Raw genomic sequence first — 19,004 nt, 5'->3', positions numbered from 1 at the left:
TCCGGACCGTCCCGGCCACGTGCTCAGCCCTCGACCTTCAGGCCGCGCTTCTTCAGCTCGGCCACGGTGGCGTCATGGGCGGCCCGCAGTGCGTCGGTGATCTTCACCGAGCCGCCGGAGACCTTGCCGAACTGGTCCTTCAGCGTGGTGTTGGTCGTCCCCGTGGTCGGGCCCCAGCTCCAGGCGGGGTTGATCGAGGCACCGGCCGCGTCGAAGAGCTGGTAGATGTCCTCGCCGCCGTAGAACCCGGCGTCGAACGCCTTCTTGGCGGCCGGGCGCAACGAGATGTCGGCCGGGAACGCGCTCGAAGTGCCCGGTGCGATGCGGGCCTTGACGCCCTCCTCGGTGGTGGACATCCAGGTGGCGAACTCGACGGCGGCCGCCGCCTTCCTGCTGCCCTTGGTCACCGCCCAGGTGGAGCCGCCGAGCATGCCGCTGGCGGGCTTGCCGTCCCAGGTGGGCACCGGCGCGACGCCCCACTTGCCGCTCTGGTCGGGCAGCGTCGACTTGAGGACGCCAGCGCCCCAGGAGGCGCCGAGATAACCGACGGTCGAGCCGTCCTTCAGCGCGGCGGTCCACTCCGGGCTGAACGAGACCGCCGTCTGCACCAGCTTGTCGTCGATCAGCCCCTGCCAGTAGTCGGCGACCTTGTTGGTGGCGGCGTCGGAGGTGTTGAGCTTCCAGGTGTCGCCGTCGGCCTTGAACCACTGGGCCCCGGCCTGCCAGGCCATGGCCTCGAACGTGGTCGGGTCGTCCGGCATGAAGGTGGCGATCCGCGCCTTCGGATCGGCCTTCTTCGCCTGCTCGGCGGCGGTGCGGAACTCCGCCCAGGTCTTGGGCACTTGGATGTTGTTCTTGGTGAAGAAGTCCTTGCGGTAGTAGTACGTCTGCGGCGCGGCGTCGAACGGGACCGCCCAGCTCTTGCCGCCCAGCGTGGTCAGATCAACCGCCTGCGGCAGGAACTTCTTCCGTACGTCGTCGGTCAGATACGTGCCGATGTCCTGGAGCGCGCCCTGGCTGACGAACTCGGGAAGCATCGGGTACTCGATCGCGACCAGGTCCGGCGCGTTGCCCGCCCGCACGGCGTTGGAGATCTTGGCGTAGCCACCGGCGTTGCCGGACGGTATCTCCTCGAACTTCACCTTCATGGTTCTGTGCGAGGCGTTGAACGCGTCCACCACGTCCTTCGACCCCTTCTGCCAGGCCCAGAAGGTGAGGGTGACGGGCTTGTCGGCGGTGCCCTTGCCGCCGCCCGCGTCGGAACCGCCGTCCCCGCCTCCGCAGGCCGAGAGCAGGGCGAGGGCGGTCACGGTGGCGACGGCTGCGGTAGTCGATCTGGTCCAACTGCGGTTCACGGAACGGCTCCTGAACGTGAGGGGACGAGGCGATGGCCGCGATCCTTGAGCCGTTCCTGACCGAAGTCAAGAGCGAAAGTTCGAATGATCGAAAAATGATCGAGTTAGGAGTGAACGGTGATGGGCTGACTCGCGGGGGAGTCGGCGCCGTCGCCGGGCACGGAGCCCGGGGCGAGCCCGGCCCCGGCATCCGGCACCCCGACGCCCGGACGCGACGCCCCGCACGAGGACCGCACCCGCAGACGCGGCAGCAGATCCACATGGCGGCGCGGCTCCGCACCCGGCGCCGCCGAGGCACCCCGCAGCCGCTCGATCAGCAACTGCGCCGCGTACCGCCCCACTTCGTGCTTGGGCGGGGCCACCGCCGTCAGCGGGATGTCCGCGAGCGCCGCCACCTCGTCGTCGTAGGCGACGAGCGCCAGGTCCTGCGGCACCCGTACGCCCAGCTCGGCGAGGCGCTGCACGATCCGTATCGCGTCCACGTCGTTGTGGACCAGGGCCGCCGTCGCCTCCCCGCCGCCCACGGCCGCCAGCAGCGCCCGCACGGCCGCCTCGAACCCGGCCGGGTCCACCTCCGCCGGGACCGAACCGATCACCGGACGCGGTGCGTCGAGCCCCAGCGCGTCCAGCGCCTGGCGGTACCCGGCCCGCACCGCGACCGCCGTAGGGCTGTCCGACCGCGCCACCAGGAGCGGCGCCCGGTGCCCGAGCCCGGTCAGATGGCGTACGGCGAGGAGCACCCCGTGAGCGTGGTCCGAGCAGACCCGGTCCAGGTCGTCCAGGGCGCCTCCGGGCACCCCGCGCCGCTCCAGGAGCACGGTCGGCACCGGCAGTTCGCCTATCCACCGCCCGTGCTCGACCGGATCGTGCGGCTCCTTCCAGCCCGGCGCGACCAGCAGCCCCTCCGCCCCCGCCGCCACCAGCCCGGCCGCGAGCGCCGGGTCGTCCTGCGGGCGGTAGTCGGATATCCGCAGGATCAACCGGGCCCCGGCGGCGGCCGCCGCCTCGTGCGCACCCCGGATGACCTCGGCGAAGTAGTACGTGGCGTTCGGCGCCACCATCCCGAGCACCAGTTCGCGGCCACCGCCCGCACTGCCGGGTATGCCCTGCGCGGGCACCCCCGGCGCGCCCTGGGTGTGCGGCCAGGAGACCTTGCCGTGCACCCGGTCGAGCAGCCCCCGTACGGCCAGCGCCTCCACGTCCCGGCGCGCGGTCACGGGGGAGACCCCCAACTGCCCGGCCAGGTCGGAGACCCGCACCGAGCCGCGCCGGCGCACCAGCTCCAGCAGTCGGTCGTGACGTTCAGCAGCACTCTCTCGCACGGCGGCAGTCCCCCTCGCAGTGTGGCGCCCGGTGTCCTGGGGCCATGACCCTAATGCACCCTGATCGAACGACAAGTGTTTCGATCATTCGGTCCGATTCCATTGACGTTCGATCAGCAAGCCCCCTAGATTCCGCCGCAGTCCACAGACGGGGAGCATCATGCCGACACCGCCCCTCGATCATGAGCTCAGCCCGTACACCGGCTGGACCCGCGGCCACTGGGAAAACGCGGCCGATCAACTCCTCCTCTCCGTACGCCCCTACGCCTCACCGAGACATGGGCTGATCAATCTGCCCGGCGACCGTCCGAGCTGGTCCGGACCCCGCTCCGACGGCCTCGAAGGGTTCGCCCGCACCTGGCTGCTCGCCGCACTGCGGATCGCGGGCGCGCATGGCGACGACCCGCACGGTCACCTCGACCGCTACGCCGAAGGCCTCGCGTCCGGCACCGAACACCCGCTGCCCACGGGGGAGTCGGGCAGCGCGAGCCCGGACGCCTGGCCGCGCATGGCCGAGGTGCGCCAGGCGGTCGTCGAGTCCGCCTCGGTCGCCCTCGGGCTGCGCCTCACCCGCCCCTGGCTCTGGGACAGGCTCGACGACCGCGTCCGCCAGCGGGCCGTCGACTGGCTGCTGCCCGCCCTCGGCCCCTCGCCCGTCGACAACAACTGGTGGTTCTTCGGCCTCACCGTCGCAGGATTCCTCCAGGACGCCGGCATCGAGACCGACCGCGCCAAGGCCACCGTCGAGCGCGCGCTGGAACACGTCGATCAGTGGTACCTCGGCGACGGCTGGTACAGCGACGGCCCCGACCGCTCCTTCGACCACTACAACGGCTGGGCGCTCCACTTCTATCCCGTCCTGCACGCTCATTTGGGTGACAACCGGGAACTCCTCGACCGCTACGGCCCCCGGCTGCGCGCCCATCTCGCCGCCCACACCCGGATGTTCGGCGCCGACGGCGCCCCCATGCCGTACGGGCGCTCCCTCACCTATCGCTTCGCCGCCACCGCGGCCCCCTGGCTCGGCGCGCTCACCGGCCACACCCCGCTGACCCCCGGCGCCACCCGCCGCCTCGCCTCCGGCACCCTCGCGTATTTCCTGGACCGCGAGCCCGGCCGGGGCGCCATCGACGAGCGGGGGCTGCTCACCCTGGGCTGGCACGGCCCGTACGCGCCGATCGTCCAGGGCTATTCGGGCCCGGCCTCCCCGTACTGGGCGGCGAAAGGATTCCTCGGGCTGCTTCTGCCGCCGGAGCACCCGGTGTGGACGGCCGTCGAGGAGCCGCTGCCCGTCGAGACCGGGGACGCGGCCATCACTCTCGGTCCGCCCAACACCCTGATCCAGTCCACGGCTTCGGACGGCGTCGTCCGGCTGCACAACCACGGCACCGACCACCGCCTCGGCCCGGACGAGGACCCCTGCTACGCCCGGTTCGCCTATGCGACCCGTACGGGCCCGACCTGCGGGGACGTACGCGACAACCACTTCGGGCTCGTCCTCGGCGACGGCACGGTCACCGCCCGGGGCCCCGCCGAACCCCTCGGCGGCGGCCCCGGCTGGGCCGCCTCCGCCGCGCGACCGCTGCCGGGCGTGCGGACCGCGTCCGTCACGCTGGTCCACGGCCGGGCCGAGATCCGGGCCCATCTGGTCACCGGCGCCCCGCCCGGCACGCGCGTACGCCAGACGGGGTGGGCCGTCACCGGGCCCGGACTGACCGGCCAGTTGCACGCCGTCGGGGGATACGAGCCGCACGCGCGCGTAGTGGCCGCCGGATCAACCCAGTTCGGCCCCGACGCACACGTGGCGGTCCTCGACGGGGTGACCGGGGACGGCCCGACGCTCTTCGTCGCGCTCGCCTCCCTGACGGGGGAGGAGCACCCGGCTCCCCTCCCCGACCTGGTCGGCGCCCTACGCGTCGAGGACCGCACCATCCACGTGACCTGGGACGACGGCACCACGTACGAGCTCGCGCTCGACGGGAAGGCCCCGACCGTCCGTACGACGGGCCTCTGAAACTCCTACTGCGGGCCGTACTTGCGGCCGGTGCGGGACGTGAGCCCGCCCAGCAGGCCGCGCGGCGCCAGCTTCACCACGCCCATCATCGCCTTGTAGCGGGGGTCGGGGATCGACAGCGACTTCCCGCGCGCGAGGTCGGAGAGCGCGGCCGAGACCAGCTTGTCCGCGTCCAGCCACAGCCAGCCCGGAATGTTGTCGGTGCCCATCCCGGCCCGCTGGTGGAACTCCGTACGCACGAAGCCCGGGCACAGCGCCATCAGGCGCACGCCCGAACCGGCCAGGTCGCGGGCCGCGCCCTGGGTGAACTGCACGACCCAGGCCTTGGACGCGCCGTATGTGCCGCGCGGTACGAACGCGGCCACCGAGGCGACATTGACGACCCCGCCGCGACCGCGCTCGCGCATGCCCTCGGTCGCCGCCGAGGTCAGCCGCAGCACCGCCTCGATGTGCACCTTGAGCATCTTCAGCTCGTCGGCCATGGGCACGTCCAGATAGCGGCCCTTGTTGCCGAACCCGGCGTTGTTGACCAGCAGGTCGACCGGCTTCCTGCGCTCGGCGAGCCGGGCCTCGACCGCCGCGATGCCGTCCTCCGTGGACAGGTCGGCGACCAGCACCTCGGCCTCCACGCCGTGCCGGTCGTGCAGCTCGGTGGCCTGGTCCCGCAGCCGCTTGCCGTCGCGGGCCACCAGCACCAGATCGTGCCCGTCGGTGGCCAGCCGCCGCGCGAAAGCGGCCCCGATTCCCGCTGTCGCTCCCGTAATCAGTGCAGTCGTCATACGCGCACGGTAATGCCCCGCGTATGACAGCGGTGTGACGGCCTGTCCGGGTGCTCGTCCGGCGCCCGCCCGGTGCTCGTCGGGTCAGGAAGCCTGCCGGGCGCCCTGCTGCTCCAAGTACCTGCGGACAGTCTCGTGGCGCTCCGGCGGCATCGCGTCACCGGCCGCCAGGGTGCGCGGCAGCAGCTCCCGCTCGGTCGTGAACGCGCGGAACCAGAACGCCACCGACACCTCGTGCTCGGGCCGGTGGACCACCTCGATCGCGTCGCCCGCCTGGACCTCGCCCTCCTCGATCACCCGCAGATACGCACCGGGCACCGCGGCCTGCGTGAACCGCTTGACCCAGCCCTGCTCGCCCAGGGCGCCCGCGAACGTACGGCACGGAATGCGCGCGCAGGAGACCTCAAGGAGCACGTCCGGGCCGACCCGCCAGCGCTCGCCTATCCGGGCGTCGCTGACGTCCACGCCGTACGTGGTGAAGTTCTCGCCGAAGATGCCGCCGGGCAGTTCGCGGCCCAACTCCCGTCCCCAGGTGTCGAGATCCTCGCGCGCGTAGGCGTAGACAGCCTGGTGGTCGCCGCCGTGGTGGCGCTTGTCGCAGACGTCGTCGCCCGCCACACCGCTGGCGCCCACGCCCCTGAGACCGGGCCGGAAGATCCGTACGGGACCGTCCACCGGGCGCTTGCCGATGCCGGTGAGGCCGCCCTCGGCATCGGTGTAGTCGACGGCCGTGGCGCGGCCCAGATTCACTGACAGAAGCTTCATGAGGAGAACGCTAACGCGACTGTCTCAAAGCAGCCATCCAATATTCCACACGATCTCCAAGCATCCCTTATGCTCGAAGGGTGATCGAGGCCCGTCATCTCCGCGTTCTGCGCGCCGTCGCCACCACCGGCTCCTTCTCGGCGGCCGCCCGCCAGCTGGGCTGCACCCAGCCCGCCGTCAGCCAGCAGATGAAGGCCCTGGAGTCCTCGGCGGGCACCCCGCTGCTCGTGCGCACCGGCCGCGAGACACGGCTCACCCAGGCGGGCGAGGTGCTGGTGCGGCACGCCTCCGGCATCCTCGCCGGGCTGACGGCCGCAGAGGAGGAGGTCGCCGCCATCGCGGGCCTGCGGGCCGGCCGGGTGCGCCTGGTCTCGTTCCCCAGCGGCTCCTCCACGCTCGTCCCGAGCGCGCTTGCCGCCCTGCGCGCCGCGCACCCCGGCACGCGCGTGTCGCTCGTCGAGGCCGAGCCGCCGCGGTCGGTGGAGATGCTGCGCGAGGGCGACTGCGACATCGCGCTCGCCTTCCGGTACGGGAAGGCGACCGCGGAGGAGTGGGACGACCTGGTCGTCCGGCCGCTGCTCATCGACCGTCTGGTCGGGCTCGTCCCCGAGCGCCACCGGCTGGCCGAGAGCGGCACGGTCGACATCCGCGACCTCGCCGACGAGCCGTGGATCGCGGGCTGCCCGCGCTGCCGGCGCCAACTGGTCGAGGTCTGCGAGGAGTCCGGCTTCACCCCGCGCATCGATTTCGCCACCGACGACTACCCGGCGGTGATCGGGCTTGTCGGGGCGGGGCTCGGCGTCGCGGTGCTGCCGGAGCTGGCCATCGCGTCGGTACGCCCCAAGGGTGCCCGTACGGTCGCGGTCGAGCCGGCCGTGGAGCGCGAGATCGTCGCGCTCACCCTGCCCGACCTGGCCCGGGTACCGGCCGTCGCGGCCACCCTGGACCAGCTGGCCGGAGCAGCCGCCCGCAACTGACCGGCAGCCCTCCGGACTGCGCCATCCGGCGCAGGAACGTTTCTGCGAAACTCGGCGTGCGTGGTGCTAGCCGTGACCCCCGTCGCCCGCCCCGCCGGTGGCCGCGGCGGTCACCAGCCGGTTGCGGGCGCGGCCCATCAGCTCTTCGCGCTCGTCCTCCGTGAGCCCGCCCCACACGCCGTAGGGCTCGCGTACCGCGAGGGCGTGGGCCGCGCACTGGGCGCGCACCGGACAGCGCATGCACACCTCTTTCGCCGAGTTCTCGCGCGCACTCCTGGCCGCGCCGCGTTCGCCCTCCGGGTGGAAGAAGAGGGAGCTGTCGACCCCGCGGCATGCGGCGAGGAGCTGCCAGTCCCACAGATCGGCGTTCGGTCCGGGAAGGCGGGAGAAATCTGCCATTGCTCATGTCCCCTTGAAGCCGTGCCTGAGGCGGATGGGCCGGGTACCCCGGATCAACGGGGTGTACCGACGAACGTACATCTACGGTGTAAGTAGATGTAAATATGACTCATTGCGAATCTAGCCACAGACACCAGAAAAAGGGAAGAAAAGCCGCTAAATGGGGCATACCTCCAAGCGAACGACGGGTGACCCGCGATGCGCGCCCGGCGCACACGGTTCCTCACGTAGAGTGCCGAAGGCGCCCGTCCGACCCGTAACTCTTTCGAGTGACCGTCGTTGAGAGTGCGGAGCGGTTGAAAGAAGAAGCGCTCGGGCAGGTGTCCGAGGGCGTCAATCGCACAGGTGACGATACGTAACCAGCCTGGAGGCTCAAGGTGACGCGCATCAGCTGCGGAGGACGGCCATGACATCCGTCCTCGTCTGCGACGACTCCCCGCTTGCCCGAGAGGCGCTCCGCCGCGCGGTCGCGACCGTGCCGGGTGTAGAGCGTGTGACGACTGCGGCCAACGGCGAGGAAGTCCTCCGCCGCTGGGGCGCCGACCGCTCGGACCTGATTCTGATGGACGTACGCATGCCCGGTCTGGGCGGTGTGGAGACGGTCCGGCGGCTGCTCTCCGCCGATCCGGGCGCCCGCATCATCATGCTGACGGTCGCCGAGGACCTGGACGGTGTGGCGCTCGCGGTAGCCGCCGGGGCCCGCGGATATCTGCACAAGGACGCCTCGCGCGCGGAGCTGCGGGCGACCGTCACACAGGCGCTCGCCGACCCGACCTGGCGGCTCGCCCCGCGCAGACTGCGCTCGGCCGAGATGGGGGCCGCGCCCACGCTCACCGCGCGCGAGATCCAGGTCCTCGAAGGCATGAGCCACGGCCGGTCCAACGCGGAGATCGGGCGCGAGCTGTTCCTCTCCGAGGACACCGTGAAGACCCACGCCAGGCGGCTGTTCAAGAAACTCGGCGCCTCCGACCGGGCGCACGCGGTGGCGCTCGGATTCCGCTGGGGCCTGGTGCGCTGACCTGGTCGCGGCGGGGCCGGCCGGATCCCCGTCCGTCGTCGACGGACGGGTCCGTCCCCCCGCTCCGTGGAGCGGCGTGTGACGCTTCGCGCGCGATGCCGCATCCTTGAAGGTGTGGAGTTCCTCGGGGACGAGTCGGTCGAGCGGGAGGGGAGGGCGCAGGAGATGACTTCCGGCGCACCTGCTCATAACGCTTCGGTGCACAACTATGGACGCGGTGCCACGGAGTCTGCGACGCCGGGGCACCATGGACCGATGCGCGACGACGAGACAACGGTGATCGGTGCGCTCGTTCACCGTGCCGTCGATGGCGACGAGCAGGCCACGCACGACCTGCTGGCGCATGTCCACCCGCTCGCGCTGCGCTACTGCCGCACCCGGCTGAACCGTCTGCCGGGTGACGCGCGCCACTTCGTGGAGGACCTCGCGCAGGAGGTCTGTGTCGCCGTGCTGATGGCGCTGCCGCGCTACCGGGACACCGGACGGCCCTTCGAGGCCTTCGTGTTCGCCATCGCCTCGCACAAGGTCGCCGACCTCCAGCGGGCCGCGATGCGCCACCCGGGCTCGACGGCGGTGCCCTCCGACGAGATGCCGGAGCGGCCGGACGACTCCCTGGGCCCCGAGGAGCGTGCGCTGCTCAGCAGCGACGCCGAGTGGGCCAAGAAGCTGCTCGCCAACCTGCCGGAGAACCAGCGCGAACTGCTGGTGCTGCGGGTCGCGGTCGGGCTGACGGCCGAGGAGACCGGGCAGATGCTGGGGATGTCGCCGGGCGCGGTCCGGGTCGCCCAGCACCGCGCGCTCAGCCGACTGCGCGCGCTCGCCGAGCAGTAGTCCCTGACGCGCGCTCACGTCACGTTTCGGTTGCGTCTTCGACCGCGCTTCACGCGTCTGGCCGTACGCCGCCCTACGCGCGCGTGGCCGTACTTCGCTGTACGGCACTCCACGCGCGCGTAGCCGTTGCGCACGTACGTGTGAACGTACAAAGAATTCGGTTGATCTTGTTCATGGAATGAGACACCGCGCCAGCCCGTTAGCATGGACATCCGCACCGATCAAGGCCATGGGGAAGGTGTCATGACTGCAAACGTCGACGGAGTGCCCGACAAATTCGCGATGCTCGGGCTGACGTACGACGACGTGCTGCTGCTGCCGGGCGCGTCCGACATGGCGCCCGACCAGATCGACACTTCCTCGTACCTCTCGAAGAACGTGAAGGTGAACGTCCCGCTGCTGTCGGCGGCGATGGACAAGGTCACCGAGGCGCGCATGGCGATCGCCATGGCCCGTCAGGGTGGCGCCGGTGTCCTGCACCGCAACCTCTCGATCGAGGACCAGGCCAACCAGGTCGACCTGGTGAAGCGCTCCGAGTCCGGCATGGTGAGCGACCCGATCACGGTCCACCCGGACGCGACGCTGGGCGAGGCCGACGAGCTGTGCGCCAAGTTCCGCATCAGCGGCGTCCCGGTCACCGACCCGGCGGGCAAGCTGCTCGGCATCGTCACCAACCGCGACATGGCCTTCGAGTCGGACCGCTCGCGCCAGGTGCGCGAGGTCATGACCCCGATGCCGCTGGTCACCGGCAAGGTCGGCATCTCCGGCGTGGACGCCATGGAGCTGCTGCGCCGCCACAAGATCGAGAAGCTGCCGCTCGTCGACGACAACGGCATCCTCAAGGGCCTCATCACGGTCAAGGACTTCGTGAAGGCCGAGCAGTACCCGAACGCCGCCAAGGACAAGGACGGCCGGCTGATCGTCGGCGCGGCCGTGGGTGTCGCCGGCGACGCCTACGAGCGCGCCCAGGCGCTCATCGAGGCGGGCGTCGACTTCATCGTCGTCGACACCGCGCACGGCCACTCCCGGCTGGTCGGCGACATGGTCGCCAAGATCAAGTCGAACGCGGCGGGCGTCGACGTCATCGGCGGCAACATCGCCACCCGCGACGGCGCCCAGGCGCTGATCGACGCGGGCGTCGACGGCATCAAGGTCGGCGTCGGCCCCGGCTCCATCTGTACGACGCGTGTCGTCGCCGGCATCGGCGTCCCGCAGGTCACCGCGATCTACGAGGCCTCGCTCGCCGCCAAGGCCGCGGGCGTCCCGGTCATCGGCGACGGCGGCCTGCAGTACTCCGGCGACATCGCCAAGGCCCTGGTCGCGGGCGCCGACACGGTGATGCTCGGCTCGCTGCTCGCGGGCTGCGAGGAGTCCCCGGGCGAGCTGATGTTCATCAACGGCAAGCAGTTCAAGTCGTACCGCGGCATGGGCTCGCTGGGCGCGATGCAGTCCCGCGGCGAGCAGAAGTCCTTCTCCAAGGACCGCTACTTCCAGGAGGGCGTCGCCTCCGACGAGAAGCTGGTCCCCGAGGGCATCGAGGGCCAGGTGCCCTACCGAGGCCCGCTCTCCGCGGTCGTCCACCAGCTGGTCGGTGGCCTGCGTCAGTCGATGTTCTACGTCGGCGGCCGCACCGTCCCGGAGCTTCAGACCAACGGCCGGTTCGTCCGGATCACCTCGGCGGGCCTCAAAGAGAGCCACCCGCACGACATCCAGATGACGGTCGAGGCGCCGAACTACACCAAGCGCTGACGACGACCACGCGCGCGTAGGCGTCGCCGAGGGGCGGTCCCGTACAGGGGACCGCCCCTCGCCCGTATGTCGGGGACACACATGTCGGGGATACTGGGACCGCAGACGTAGAGGGAAAGGCCCACACAACGTGACTGAGATCGAGATCGGGCGCGGCAAGCGCGGCCGCAGGGCGTACGCGTTCGACGACATCGCCATCGTCCCGAGCCGGCGCACCCGGGACCCGAAGGAGGTCTCGATCGCCTGGCAGATCGACGCCTACCGGTTCGAGCTGCCGTTCCTGGCCGCCCCGATGGACTCCGTCGTGTCGCCGCAGACCGCGATCCGCATCGGTGAGCTCGGCGGTCTGGGCGTGCTGAACCTTGAGGGCCTGTGGACCCGTTACGAGGACCCGCAGCCGCTGCTCGACGAGATCGACGAGCTGGACGAGGACACCGCGACCCGCCGCCTCCAGGAGATCTACGCGGCCCCGATCAAGGAAGAGCTGATCGGGCAGCGCATCAAGGAGGTGCGCGACTCCGGTGTGGTCACCGCGGCCGCCCTCTCGCCGCAGCGCACGGCCCAGTTCTCGAAGGCCGTCGTGGACGCGGGCGTCGATATCTTCGTCATCCGCGGTACCACGGTCTCGGCCGAGCATGTCTCGGGCGCGGCCGAGCCGCTCAACCTCAAGCAGTTCATCTACGAGCTGGACGTCCCGGTGATCGTCGGCGGCTGCGCCACGTACACCGCGGCCCTGCACCTGATGCGCACCGGCGCGGCCGGTGTCCTGGTGGGCTTCGGCGGCGGCGCCGCGCACACCACCCGCAACGTCCTGGGCATCCAGGTCCCGATGGCCACCGCCGTCGCGGACGTGGCCGCGGCGCGCCGCGACTACATGGACGAGTCCGGCGGCCGCTACGTGCACGTCATCGCGGACGGCGGCGTCGGCTGGTCCGGCGACCTGCCGAAGGCGATCGCCTGCGGCGCGGACGCCGTGATGATGGGCTCCCCGCTGGCCCGTGCCACGGACGCGCCCGGCAAGGGCCACCACTGGGGCATGGAGGCCGTCCACGAGGACGTGCCGCGCGGCAAGCTGGTCGACCTGGGCATCGTCGGCACCACCGAGGAGATCCTCACCGGTCCGTCGCACATCCCGGACGGCTCGATGAACTTCTTCGGCGCCCTGCGCCGCTCGATGGCCACCACCGGCTACAGCGAGCTCAAGGAGTTCCAGCGCGTCGAGGTGACGGTCGCGGACGCGCAGCACAAGCGCTGACGTCGACTCACACGTACGTAGTACGTATGTGAAAGGGCCCGGACCATCGGATGGTCCGGGCCCTTTCACGTGTGCCGGGGGTTACGCGGCGCCCTTCTTGGAGCCGGTGAAGGCGGCGGCCGCGGCGATGCCGAAGAACAGGAACGTCAGCGGGTCGGCGTCGGCCTTCCAGAGCTCGTTCACCCCGCTCAGGTGGTTGATCAGCAGGTCCGTGGCGTCGGTGTGGAGCACCTTGGAGGCGACGATCGCCTCGCCGAACATCTGGCCCGCGTAGACGGAGCCGAGGGCCAGGACCGCGCTCAGCACCGGCAGGGCGGGGTTGCGCCCGCCGACCTTGCCCGCCGCCCACCCCACGACGAACCCGACGCCGACGGCCGCGTAGCCGATCTCGTGCTTGGTGGCGCCGAGGATCCCGCCGTATACGCCCGCGCAGACGACGGCGGCCACGAACGCGGCGACCAGACCGCCCGCGAGGTTGTCGCGGACCGGGGCGGGCGGCGGGGCCGGGACGAAGCCCGGGAAGCCCGGCTGCTGCTGCTGCTGCGGCGGCGGTGGAAAGTTCTGGCTCATTTTTCGGATCCCCCCGAGGTCAAGGAAGCGCGCGCACCACGGACGCGCGCGTGGAAGAGCACATGGAAATGGGAACGGCTGTGCGTTTGAGCGACCCGAAGAGTAACAGTGCGTGGGCGGGGCGCCACGGGGATTTCGACGGCCGCTCTACAGCCGGTGGGCCGCGCCCCCCGGCGTGACGCCCCGGGTGTCGAGGAGCAGCTGGGCCTTGACCGCGAGACCCTGGAGGTCGTACGTGCGGTGGTGCTGGAGCAGCACCGTGAGGTCGGCGTGGGCGGCCGCTTCGTAGAGCGAGTCCACGCGCGGCACGGGCTGGTCGCGCACGCGCCAGTCCGGCACATACGGGTCGTGGTAGCTCACCGACGCCCCCAGATCCATCAGCCGCCCCGCGATCTCGGCGGCCGGGGAGCCCTCCAGATCGGCGAGATCGGGCTTGTACGTGGTCCCGAGGAGCAGTACGCGCGCGCCCCGGGCGGACTTGCCGTGCTCGTTCAGGAGCGTGGTGGAGCGCTGGATGACGTACTGCGGCATATGCGCGTTGATCTCCCGGGCGAGCCCGACCATCCGCAGCCCGGTGTACGGCAGCGGCGTCGGGTCGAGCGGGATGCCGTGGCCGCCCACGCCCGGGCCGGGGCGGAACGCCTGGAAGCCGAACGGCTTGGTCTCGGCGCACCGGATGACGTCCCACAGGTCGACGCCCATGTCGTGGCAGAGCACGGCCATCTCGTTGACCAGCGCGATGTTCACCTGCCGGTAGTTGGTCTCCAGGAGCTTGGCCATCTCCGCCTCGCGGGTACCGCGCGCACGGACGACCTTGTCGCTGAGGCGGCCGTAGAACGCGGCGGCGGACTCGGTGCAGGCGGGGGTGAGGCCGCCGATGACCTTGGGCGTGGTGGCGTAGCCGTGGGTGCGGTTGCCGGGGTCGATGCGGCTGGGGGAGTAGGCGAGGTGGAAGTCGCGGCCGGCCCGCAGCCCCGAGCCCGCTTCGAGCAGCGGGCGCAGGAAGTCCTCGGTGGTGCCGGGGTGGACGGCCGACTCCAGGATGACCGTGGTGTGCGGGCGCAGCCGCGCGGCCAGCGTGCGGGCCGCGTCGGCGACGGCGGTGAGGTCCAGGGCGCGGTCGGCGCCGAGCGGGGTGGGCGCGCAGATCACGGCGGTGCGCACCCGGCCGAGCTCGGCGGGACCCGCGGCGGTACGGAAGCCCCCCGCGAGCATCCGGCGCAGCTCGGCGGCGGTGAGGCAGCCGTCGACCGGGGGGCGCCCGGCGCGGAGTTCGGCGAGGACGTGCGGGTCGGTGTCGTGGCCGACGGTGTCGATGCCCGCGGCGGCCGCGGCCTGGGCGAGCGGCAGGCCGAGGTGGCCGAGTCCGATGACGGCGAGGTCTGCGGGCATGCGATGACCGTCCTTCCCATAACCGGAGGGGACAAGGTGCGCAAGCCCTGTGGACAGAATGGGCGTTACGCAATGTCAGACTAAGAGTAAATATGACCGTTATGCGGCATTGCGGGCCCGTGGCCGTCCGAGTGTTGTCCACAGGCGGTGGCCGATGTCGGTGGTCGCGTCCAGAATCGAGGTTGTGAGCCAGACCACCCAGAGCAACGGGAGGCATCCGTGAGGACAGCGACACTGGGACCGGTGCAGCGTGCCGAGGCGCTCGCCGCGATGGCCGAGCGCGAGCTCGACGTGCTGGTCGTCGGCGCCGGGGTGGTCGGCGCGGGCACCGCGCTGGACGCCGCGACCCGCGGCCTGTCCACCGGGCTCGTGGAGGCGCGGGACTGGGCGTCGGGCACCTCCAGCCGGTCGAGCAAGCTGATCCACGGCGGGCTGCGGTATCTGGAGATGCTGGACTTCGCGCTGGTGAGAGAAGCGCTGAAGGAGCGCGGGCTGCTCCTCGAACGGCTGGCCCCGCACCTGGTCAAGCCGGTGCCGTTCCTCTATCCGCTCCAGCACAAGGGCTGGGAGCGGCTGTACGCGGGATCGGGCGTTGCGTTGTACGACGCGATGTCGATCTCGTCCGGCCACGGCCGGGGCCTGCCGGTCCACCGGCATCTGTCCCGCCGCAGCGCCCTGCGGGTCGCGCCCTGTCTGAAGAAGGAAGCGCTGGTCGGGGCCCTGCAGTACTACGACGCGCAGATGGACGACGCGCGGTATGTGGCCACCTTGGTCCGCACGGCCGCGAGTTACGGCGCACACGCGGCCAACCGGGCCCGGGTGACCGGGTTTCTGCGCGAGGGCGAGCGGGTCGTCGGGGCACGGGTGCGCGATGTGGAGGGAGGCGGGGAGTACGAGATCCACGCCAAACAGATCGTCAACGCGACAGGTGTGTGGACGGACGACACCCAGGCGATGGTCGGCGAGCGCGGCCAGTTCCACGTCCGGGCCTCCAAGGGCATCCATCTGGTGGTGCCCAAGGACCGGATCCACTCCACGACCGGGCTCATCCTGCGGACCGAGAAGTCGGTGCTCTTCGTGATCCCGTGGGGCAGGCACTGGATCGTCGGCACCACCGACACCGACTGGGACCTGGACAAGGCGCATCCGGCGGCCTCCAGCGCGGACATCGACTACCTGCTGGAACACGTCAATTCGGTCCTCGCCGTCCCGCTGACCCGGGACGATGTGCAGGGCGTCTACGCGGGCCTGCGCCCGCTGCTGGCCGGTGAGTCGGACGCCACCAGCAAGCTCTCGCGCGAGCACACCGTGGCGCATCCGGTGCCCGGGCTCGTGGTGATCGCGGGCGGCAAGTACACGACGTACCGGGTGATGGCGAAGGACGCGGTGGACGAGGCGGTGCACGGCCTGGACCAGCGGGTCGCGGCCTGCGTCACCGAGGACGTGCCGCTGCTCGGCGCGGAGGGGTACCGGGCGCTGTGGAACGCGCGGGCGAGGATCGCCGCGCGGACCGGGCTCCATGTGGTGCGCGTGGAGCACCTGTTGAACCGGTACGGCTCGCTCACCGAGGACCTGATCGAGCTGATCGTGGCCGATCCGTCGCTGGGGGAGCCGCTGAGCGCGGCCGAGGACTATCTGCGGGCCGAGATCGTCTACGCCGCGTCGCACGAGGGCGCCCGTCACCTCGACGACGTGCTGACCCGGCGCACCCGGATCTCGATCGAGACGTTCGACCGGGGCACGCGGTCGGCCCGGGAGTGCGCCGAGCTGATGGCGCCGGTCCTCGGCTGGGACAAGGAGCACATCGAGAAGGAGGTGGAGCACTACGAGAAGAGGGTGCAGGCCGAACGCGAGTCGCAGCGTCAGCCGGACGACCTGACGGCGGACGCGGCGCGGCTGGGGGCGCCGGACATCGTGCCGCTGTAGGACGACGGGCCCAGTTGGGGGCTACGGGGTGGGCGTCGGGCAGAACTCGGTGTCGAGCAGGCTGAGTGGAACCGGAACCGGAACCGGGGTCTCCGCCGTGTAGTTGAACAGACCGCTGGTGTGGGAGAGCAAGGAGCGCAGGGTGAGGTGGCGGCCGTCGTTTCCATGGCCGCGTATCAGGCCCGGCAGATGCTGTTCCACGGTGTCGTCGAGCTTCAGCCTGCTCTCGGTGACCGGTCAGGTGAGCGCCGTGACCTGCGGGTCCGTGTGGTCCGGGTGCTACGCGGGGCTGGGCGGGCACAGGGTGCCCGGGCCGCGGAGCGAGCCGGCCGGGGGTATGGCGAGCAGTGTCCGGAGTGTCGGCATCGCGGTCGTCCCCCTTCCAGGAGCCATCTTGGCGGACGGCGGACCCGGGACAATCATTGGTCCCGGCGTGAGAGACAATGGTCGCTCTGCCAGGGCGGGTGCCGCTCCCCCGGGGGCCAACCCCCGGACCCCCGGCAGGAGAAGCAGGACAAAGCGGTGAACCGGGCCGCCTCACGAGGCAAGTTGCGGGGAGCCGTCGGCCGGGACGCGGTCGGTGCGGGCGCGGATCAGGGATCGCAGAGGGGACGCATGTCGGAGGCGGAGCAGTCGCGGGAGCCCCAGCGGGACGAGCGGAAGGAGCCCGGCCGTAAGGCCGAGGGCAGGCTCCTGGCCGATCGGTACCGGCTCGGGGATGTGCTCGGCCGTGGCGGCATGGGCACGGTCTGGCGTGCCGTCGACGAGACGCTGGGCCGTACCGTCGCCGTCAAGGAGCTGCGTTTTCCCAGCAGCATCGACGACGAGGAGAAGCGTCGGCTCATCACGCGCACCCTGCGCGAGGCCAAGGCGATCGCCCGGATCCGCAACACCAGCGCGGTGACGGTCTACGACGTAGTGGACGAGGACGACCGGCCGTGGATCGTCATGGAGCTCGTCGAGGGCAAGTCGCTCGCCGAAGCGGTGCGCGAGGACGGGCTGCTGACGCCGCGCCGGGCCGCCGAGGTCGGGCTCGCCATCCTCGACGTGCTGCGCTCCGCGCACCGCGAGGGCATCCTGCACCGCGATGTGAAGCCGTCCAACGTGCTGATCGCCGAGGACGGCCGGGTCGTGCTCACCGACTTCGGTATCGCGCAGGTCGAGGGCGACCCGTCCATCACCTCGACCGGCATGCTCGTCGGCGCGCCCTCGTACATCTCGCCGGAGCGCGCGCGTGGCCACAAGCCCGGTCCGGCCGCCGACCTCTGGTCGCTGGGCGGTCTGCTCTACGCGAGCGTGGAGGGCGTCCCGCCGTACGACAAGGGTTCGGCGATAGCGACGCTGACCGCGGTCATGACCGAGCCGGTGGACCCGCCGCAGAACGCGGGACCGCTGCTGGAGAAGGTCATTTACGGGCTGCTCGCCAAGGACCCCGAGCAGCGGCTCGACAACGCGGCGGCGCGTGCGCTGCTCACCGAGGTCATCCACGCCCCGGAGAAGCCGGAGCCCGCGCCGGAGCCGGTGTCGTCCGAGGTGACGCGGGTCGTCGCGCTGCCGCCCGTGCCCGGCGAGCCCAAGGGCGAGACGGGCGCGAAGGCGAAGGAGGTGGCCGACGCGGCCGCCGACCGGATGCGGGGCGCGCTCAAGTCCGTACGGAACGCGGCGGTGGCGGCGCAGACCACCGCCAAGGAGAAGGCGAAGGACCGGGCGGTCGGCAAGAGTGCCGCCAAGTCCCTTGGCGGGGCGGCCGCGTCCATGGGGTCGGCGCCGGTCGCGCCCCCGGCGCAGTCCGGGCCGCCCGCGCCGGTGCGGGCGCCGCTCACCGATGTGGTGCCGCGCCGCACGCTCGTCATCATCGCGGTCGTCGCGGCCCTGGCCGTGCTCGGCACGGTGCTCGCGATAGCGCTGAGCGGCGGCGGTGACGACAAGGCCAAGACCGGCAAGGGCGGCAAGAGCGACAAGGCCGCGTCCAGCGGGGCCACGGCGGGTGGCGACAAGAACGGCAACGGCAAGACCGGCAACGGTCAGGCGCAGGGCCAGGGCAACGGTCAGGGCCAGGCGCAACCCGCGGGGCAGACTGACGGGCAGAACGGTGGCAAGACCTCCGGTTCGCCCGCGACCCCTGGCACGGGGCCCGGGAACGGGAACGGCAACACGGCCGGGCTGCCCAACGGCTACACCATGGTCACCGACGCCGACTTCCACTTCTCCATGGCCATGCCCGCCGGATTCCACCGCACCGGCACAGCCGGGGAGAACTCGGGCGGCATATACAGCGCCAACGGCGGCTTCCCGCGCGTCCAGGTCGACTTCAACAACAGCCCGAGCGACGACGCCAAGCGGGCCTGGCTGGAGCTCGCCGGCGCGGTCGCGGGGAGCAGCAGCAACTACAAGCTGGTCCGCATACAGTCCGTGTCGTACAAGGGCTACCCCACGGTGGCCGACTGGACGTTCGAGCGGGATCAGAGCGGCCAGCACGTACGGGTGCTCAACCGTGGCTTCAAGGCCGACGGGTCGCACGGCTACGCGATCATGATCACCTGCAAGGCGGCCGAGTGGGACGCCGAGCCGTGTGCGACGCTGCGCAAGACGGCGTTCGACACGTTCAGCCCCAAGGACTGAGCAGGCCACGTATCGTGAGAGCTCGCGGAC

At 71.3% G+C, this 19,004-nt stretch carries 15 protein-coding genes and 1 pseudogene; 8 read left to right on the top strand and 8 right to left on the bottom strand.

Annotated features, from left to right (window positions below; translation table 11 throughout):
- Positions 1-23: 23 nt before the first annotated feature.
- Both ACT1U9_RS11990 and ACT1U9_RS11985 read right to left on the bottom strand, forming a co-directional pair.
- On the bottom strand, positions 24-1,355 hold the full coding sequence (locus ACT1U9_RS11990; protein ID WP_444538324.1) for an ABC transporter substrate-binding protein: 1,332 nt from the start codon (positions 1,353-1,355) through the stop codon (positions 24-26).
- A gap of 104 nt (positions 1,356-1,459) precedes the next feature.
- Entirely contained in the window at positions 1,460-2,677 is a 1,218-nt protein-coding gene (locus ACT1U9_RS11985; RefSeq protein WP_444538323.1) for a substrate-binding domain-containing protein, read from the bottom strand.
- Between the two features lie 160 nt (positions 2,678-2,837).
- Between ACT1U9_RS11985 and ACT1U9_RS11980 the strand changes: the two genes are divergently transcribed.
- Positions 2,838-4,691 (top strand): DUF2264 domain-containing protein, encoded by a 1,854-nt coding sequence (locus ACT1U9_RS11980; RefSeq protein WP_444538322.1) that lies wholly within the window; start codon positions 2,838-2,840, stop codon positions 4,689-4,691.
- Between the two features lie 5 nt (positions 4,692-4,696).
- On the opposite strand, the gene ACT1U9_RS11975 is transcribed toward ACT1U9_RS11980, so the two are convergent.
- Both ACT1U9_RS11975 and ACT1U9_RS11970 read right to left on the bottom strand, forming a co-directional pair.
- Positions 4,697-5,470, bottom strand: coding sequence for an SDR family NAD(P)-dependent oxidoreductase (locus tag ACT1U9_RS11975; RefSeq protein ID WP_444538321.1), 774 nt, complete (start codon positions 5,468-5,470; stop codon positions 4,697-4,699).
- Between the two features lie 84 nt (positions 5,471-5,554).
- On the bottom strand, positions 5,555-6,235 hold the full coding sequence (locus tag ACT1U9_RS11970; protein ID WP_444538320.1) for an MOSC domain-containing protein: 681 nt from the start codon (positions 6,233-6,235) through the stop codon (positions 5,555-5,557).
- A gap of 80 nt (positions 6,236-6,315) precedes the next feature.
- On the opposite strand from ACT1U9_RS11970, the gene ACT1U9_RS11965 reads away from it, so the two are divergent.
- Positions 6,316-7,212, top strand: coding sequence for a LysR family transcriptional regulator (locus tag ACT1U9_RS11965; protein ID WP_444538319.1), 897 nt, complete (start codon positions 6,316-6,318; stop codon positions 7,210-7,212).
- A gap of 66 nt (positions 7,213-7,278) precedes the next feature.
- On the opposite strand, the gene ACT1U9_RS11960 is transcribed toward ACT1U9_RS11965, so the two are convergent.
- The gene (locus ACT1U9_RS11960) at positions 7,279-7,611 is read right to left on the bottom strand and encodes a WhiB family transcriptional regulator (RefSeq protein WP_188276333.1); all 333 of its coding nucleotides are present in this window, start codon (positions 7,609-7,611) and stop codon (positions 7,279-7,281) included.
- Between the two features lie 406 nt (positions 7,612-8,017).
- Here ACT1U9_RS11960 and ACT1U9_RS11955 point away from each other — a divergent pair, with 406 nt between their 5' ends.
- The 4 genes from ACT1U9_RS11955 to ACT1U9_RS11940 all read left to right on the top strand — a co-directional run bounded on the left by ACT1U9_RS11955 (position 8,018) and on the right by ACT1U9_RS11940 (position 12,464).
- Entirely contained in the window at positions 8,018-8,629 is a 612-nt protein-coding gene (locus tag ACT1U9_RS11955) for a response regulator transcription factor (protein WP_003948568.1), read from the top strand.
- A gap of 255 nt (positions 8,630-8,884) precedes the next feature.
- Positions 8,885-9,460, top strand: a complete 576-nt coding sequence (locus ACT1U9_RS11950) for a sigma-70 family RNA polymerase sigma factor (protein WP_188276332.1) — start codon at positions 8,885-8,887, stop codon at positions 9,458-9,460.
- A 243-nt stretch (positions 9,461-9,703) separates the two neighbouring features.
- The gene (gene guaB, locus ACT1U9_RS11945) at positions 9,704-11,209 is read left to right on the top strand and encodes an IMP dehydrogenase (RefSeq protein ID WP_444538318.1); all 1,506 of its coding nucleotides are present in this window, start codon (positions 9,704-9,706) and stop codon (positions 11,207-11,209) included.
- A 130-nt stretch (positions 11,210-11,339) separates the two neighbouring features.
- Positions 11,340-12,464 carry a GuaB3 family IMP dehydrogenase-related protein gene (locus tag ACT1U9_RS11940; protein ID WP_188276330.1) on the top strand — a complete coding sequence of 375 codons (1,125 nt, stop codon included), beginning with the start codon at positions 11,340-11,342 and terminating at the stop codon, positions 12,462-12,464.
- A gap of 81 nt (positions 12,465-12,545) precedes the next feature.
- Here the strand turns inward: ACT1U9_RS11940 and ACT1U9_RS11935 are convergent, their stop codons facing one another.
- Together ACT1U9_RS11935 and ACT1U9_RS11930 are read right to left on the bottom strand one after the other, a co-directional pair.
- Positions 12,546-13,034 (bottom strand): hypothetical protein, encoded by a 489-nt coding sequence (locus tag ACT1U9_RS11935; RefSeq protein WP_444538317.1) that lies wholly within the window; start codon positions 13,032-13,034, stop codon positions 12,546-12,548.
- Between the two features lie 147 nt (positions 13,035-13,181).
- On the bottom strand, positions 13,182-14,426 hold the full coding sequence (locus ACT1U9_RS11930; RefSeq protein WP_444538316.1) for a nucleotide sugar dehydrogenase: 1,245 nt from the start codon (positions 14,424-14,426) through the stop codon (positions 13,182-13,184).
- Between the two features lie 219 nt (positions 14,427-14,645).
- Here ACT1U9_RS11930 and ACT1U9_RS11925 point away from each other — a divergent pair, with 219 nt between their 5' ends.
- Entirely contained in the window at positions 14,646-16,352 is a 1,707-nt protein-coding gene (locus ACT1U9_RS11925) for a glycerol-3-phosphate dehydrogenase/oxidase (RefSeq protein ID WP_444538315.1), read from the top strand.
- A gap of 69 nt (positions 16,353-16,421) precedes the next feature.
- Here ACT1U9_RS11925 and ACT1U9_RS11920 read toward each other — a convergent pair.
- Positions 16,422-16,580: pseudogene (locus ACT1U9_RS11920) on the bottom strand (serine hydrolase); the annotation flags it as partial.
- Between the two features lie 387 nt (positions 16,581-16,967).
- On the opposite strand from ACT1U9_RS11920, the gene ACT1U9_RS11915 reads away from it, so the two are divergent.
- Positions 16,968-18,974: a serine/threonine-protein kinase gene (locus ACT1U9_RS11915; RefSeq protein ID WP_444538314.1), complete on the top strand. Its 2,007-nt coding sequence runs from the start codon at positions 16,968-16,970 to the stop codon at positions 18,972-18,974.
- The last annotated feature ends 30 nt before the right edge of the window (positions 18,975-19,004 follow it).

This window comes from Streptomyces sp. BR1, from assembly GCF_052373795.1.
GTDB lineage: Bacteria > Actinomycetota > Actinomycetes > Streptomycetales > Streptomycetaceae > Streptomyces.
This window is presented reverse-complemented; position numbering and strand designations above follow the sequence as displayed.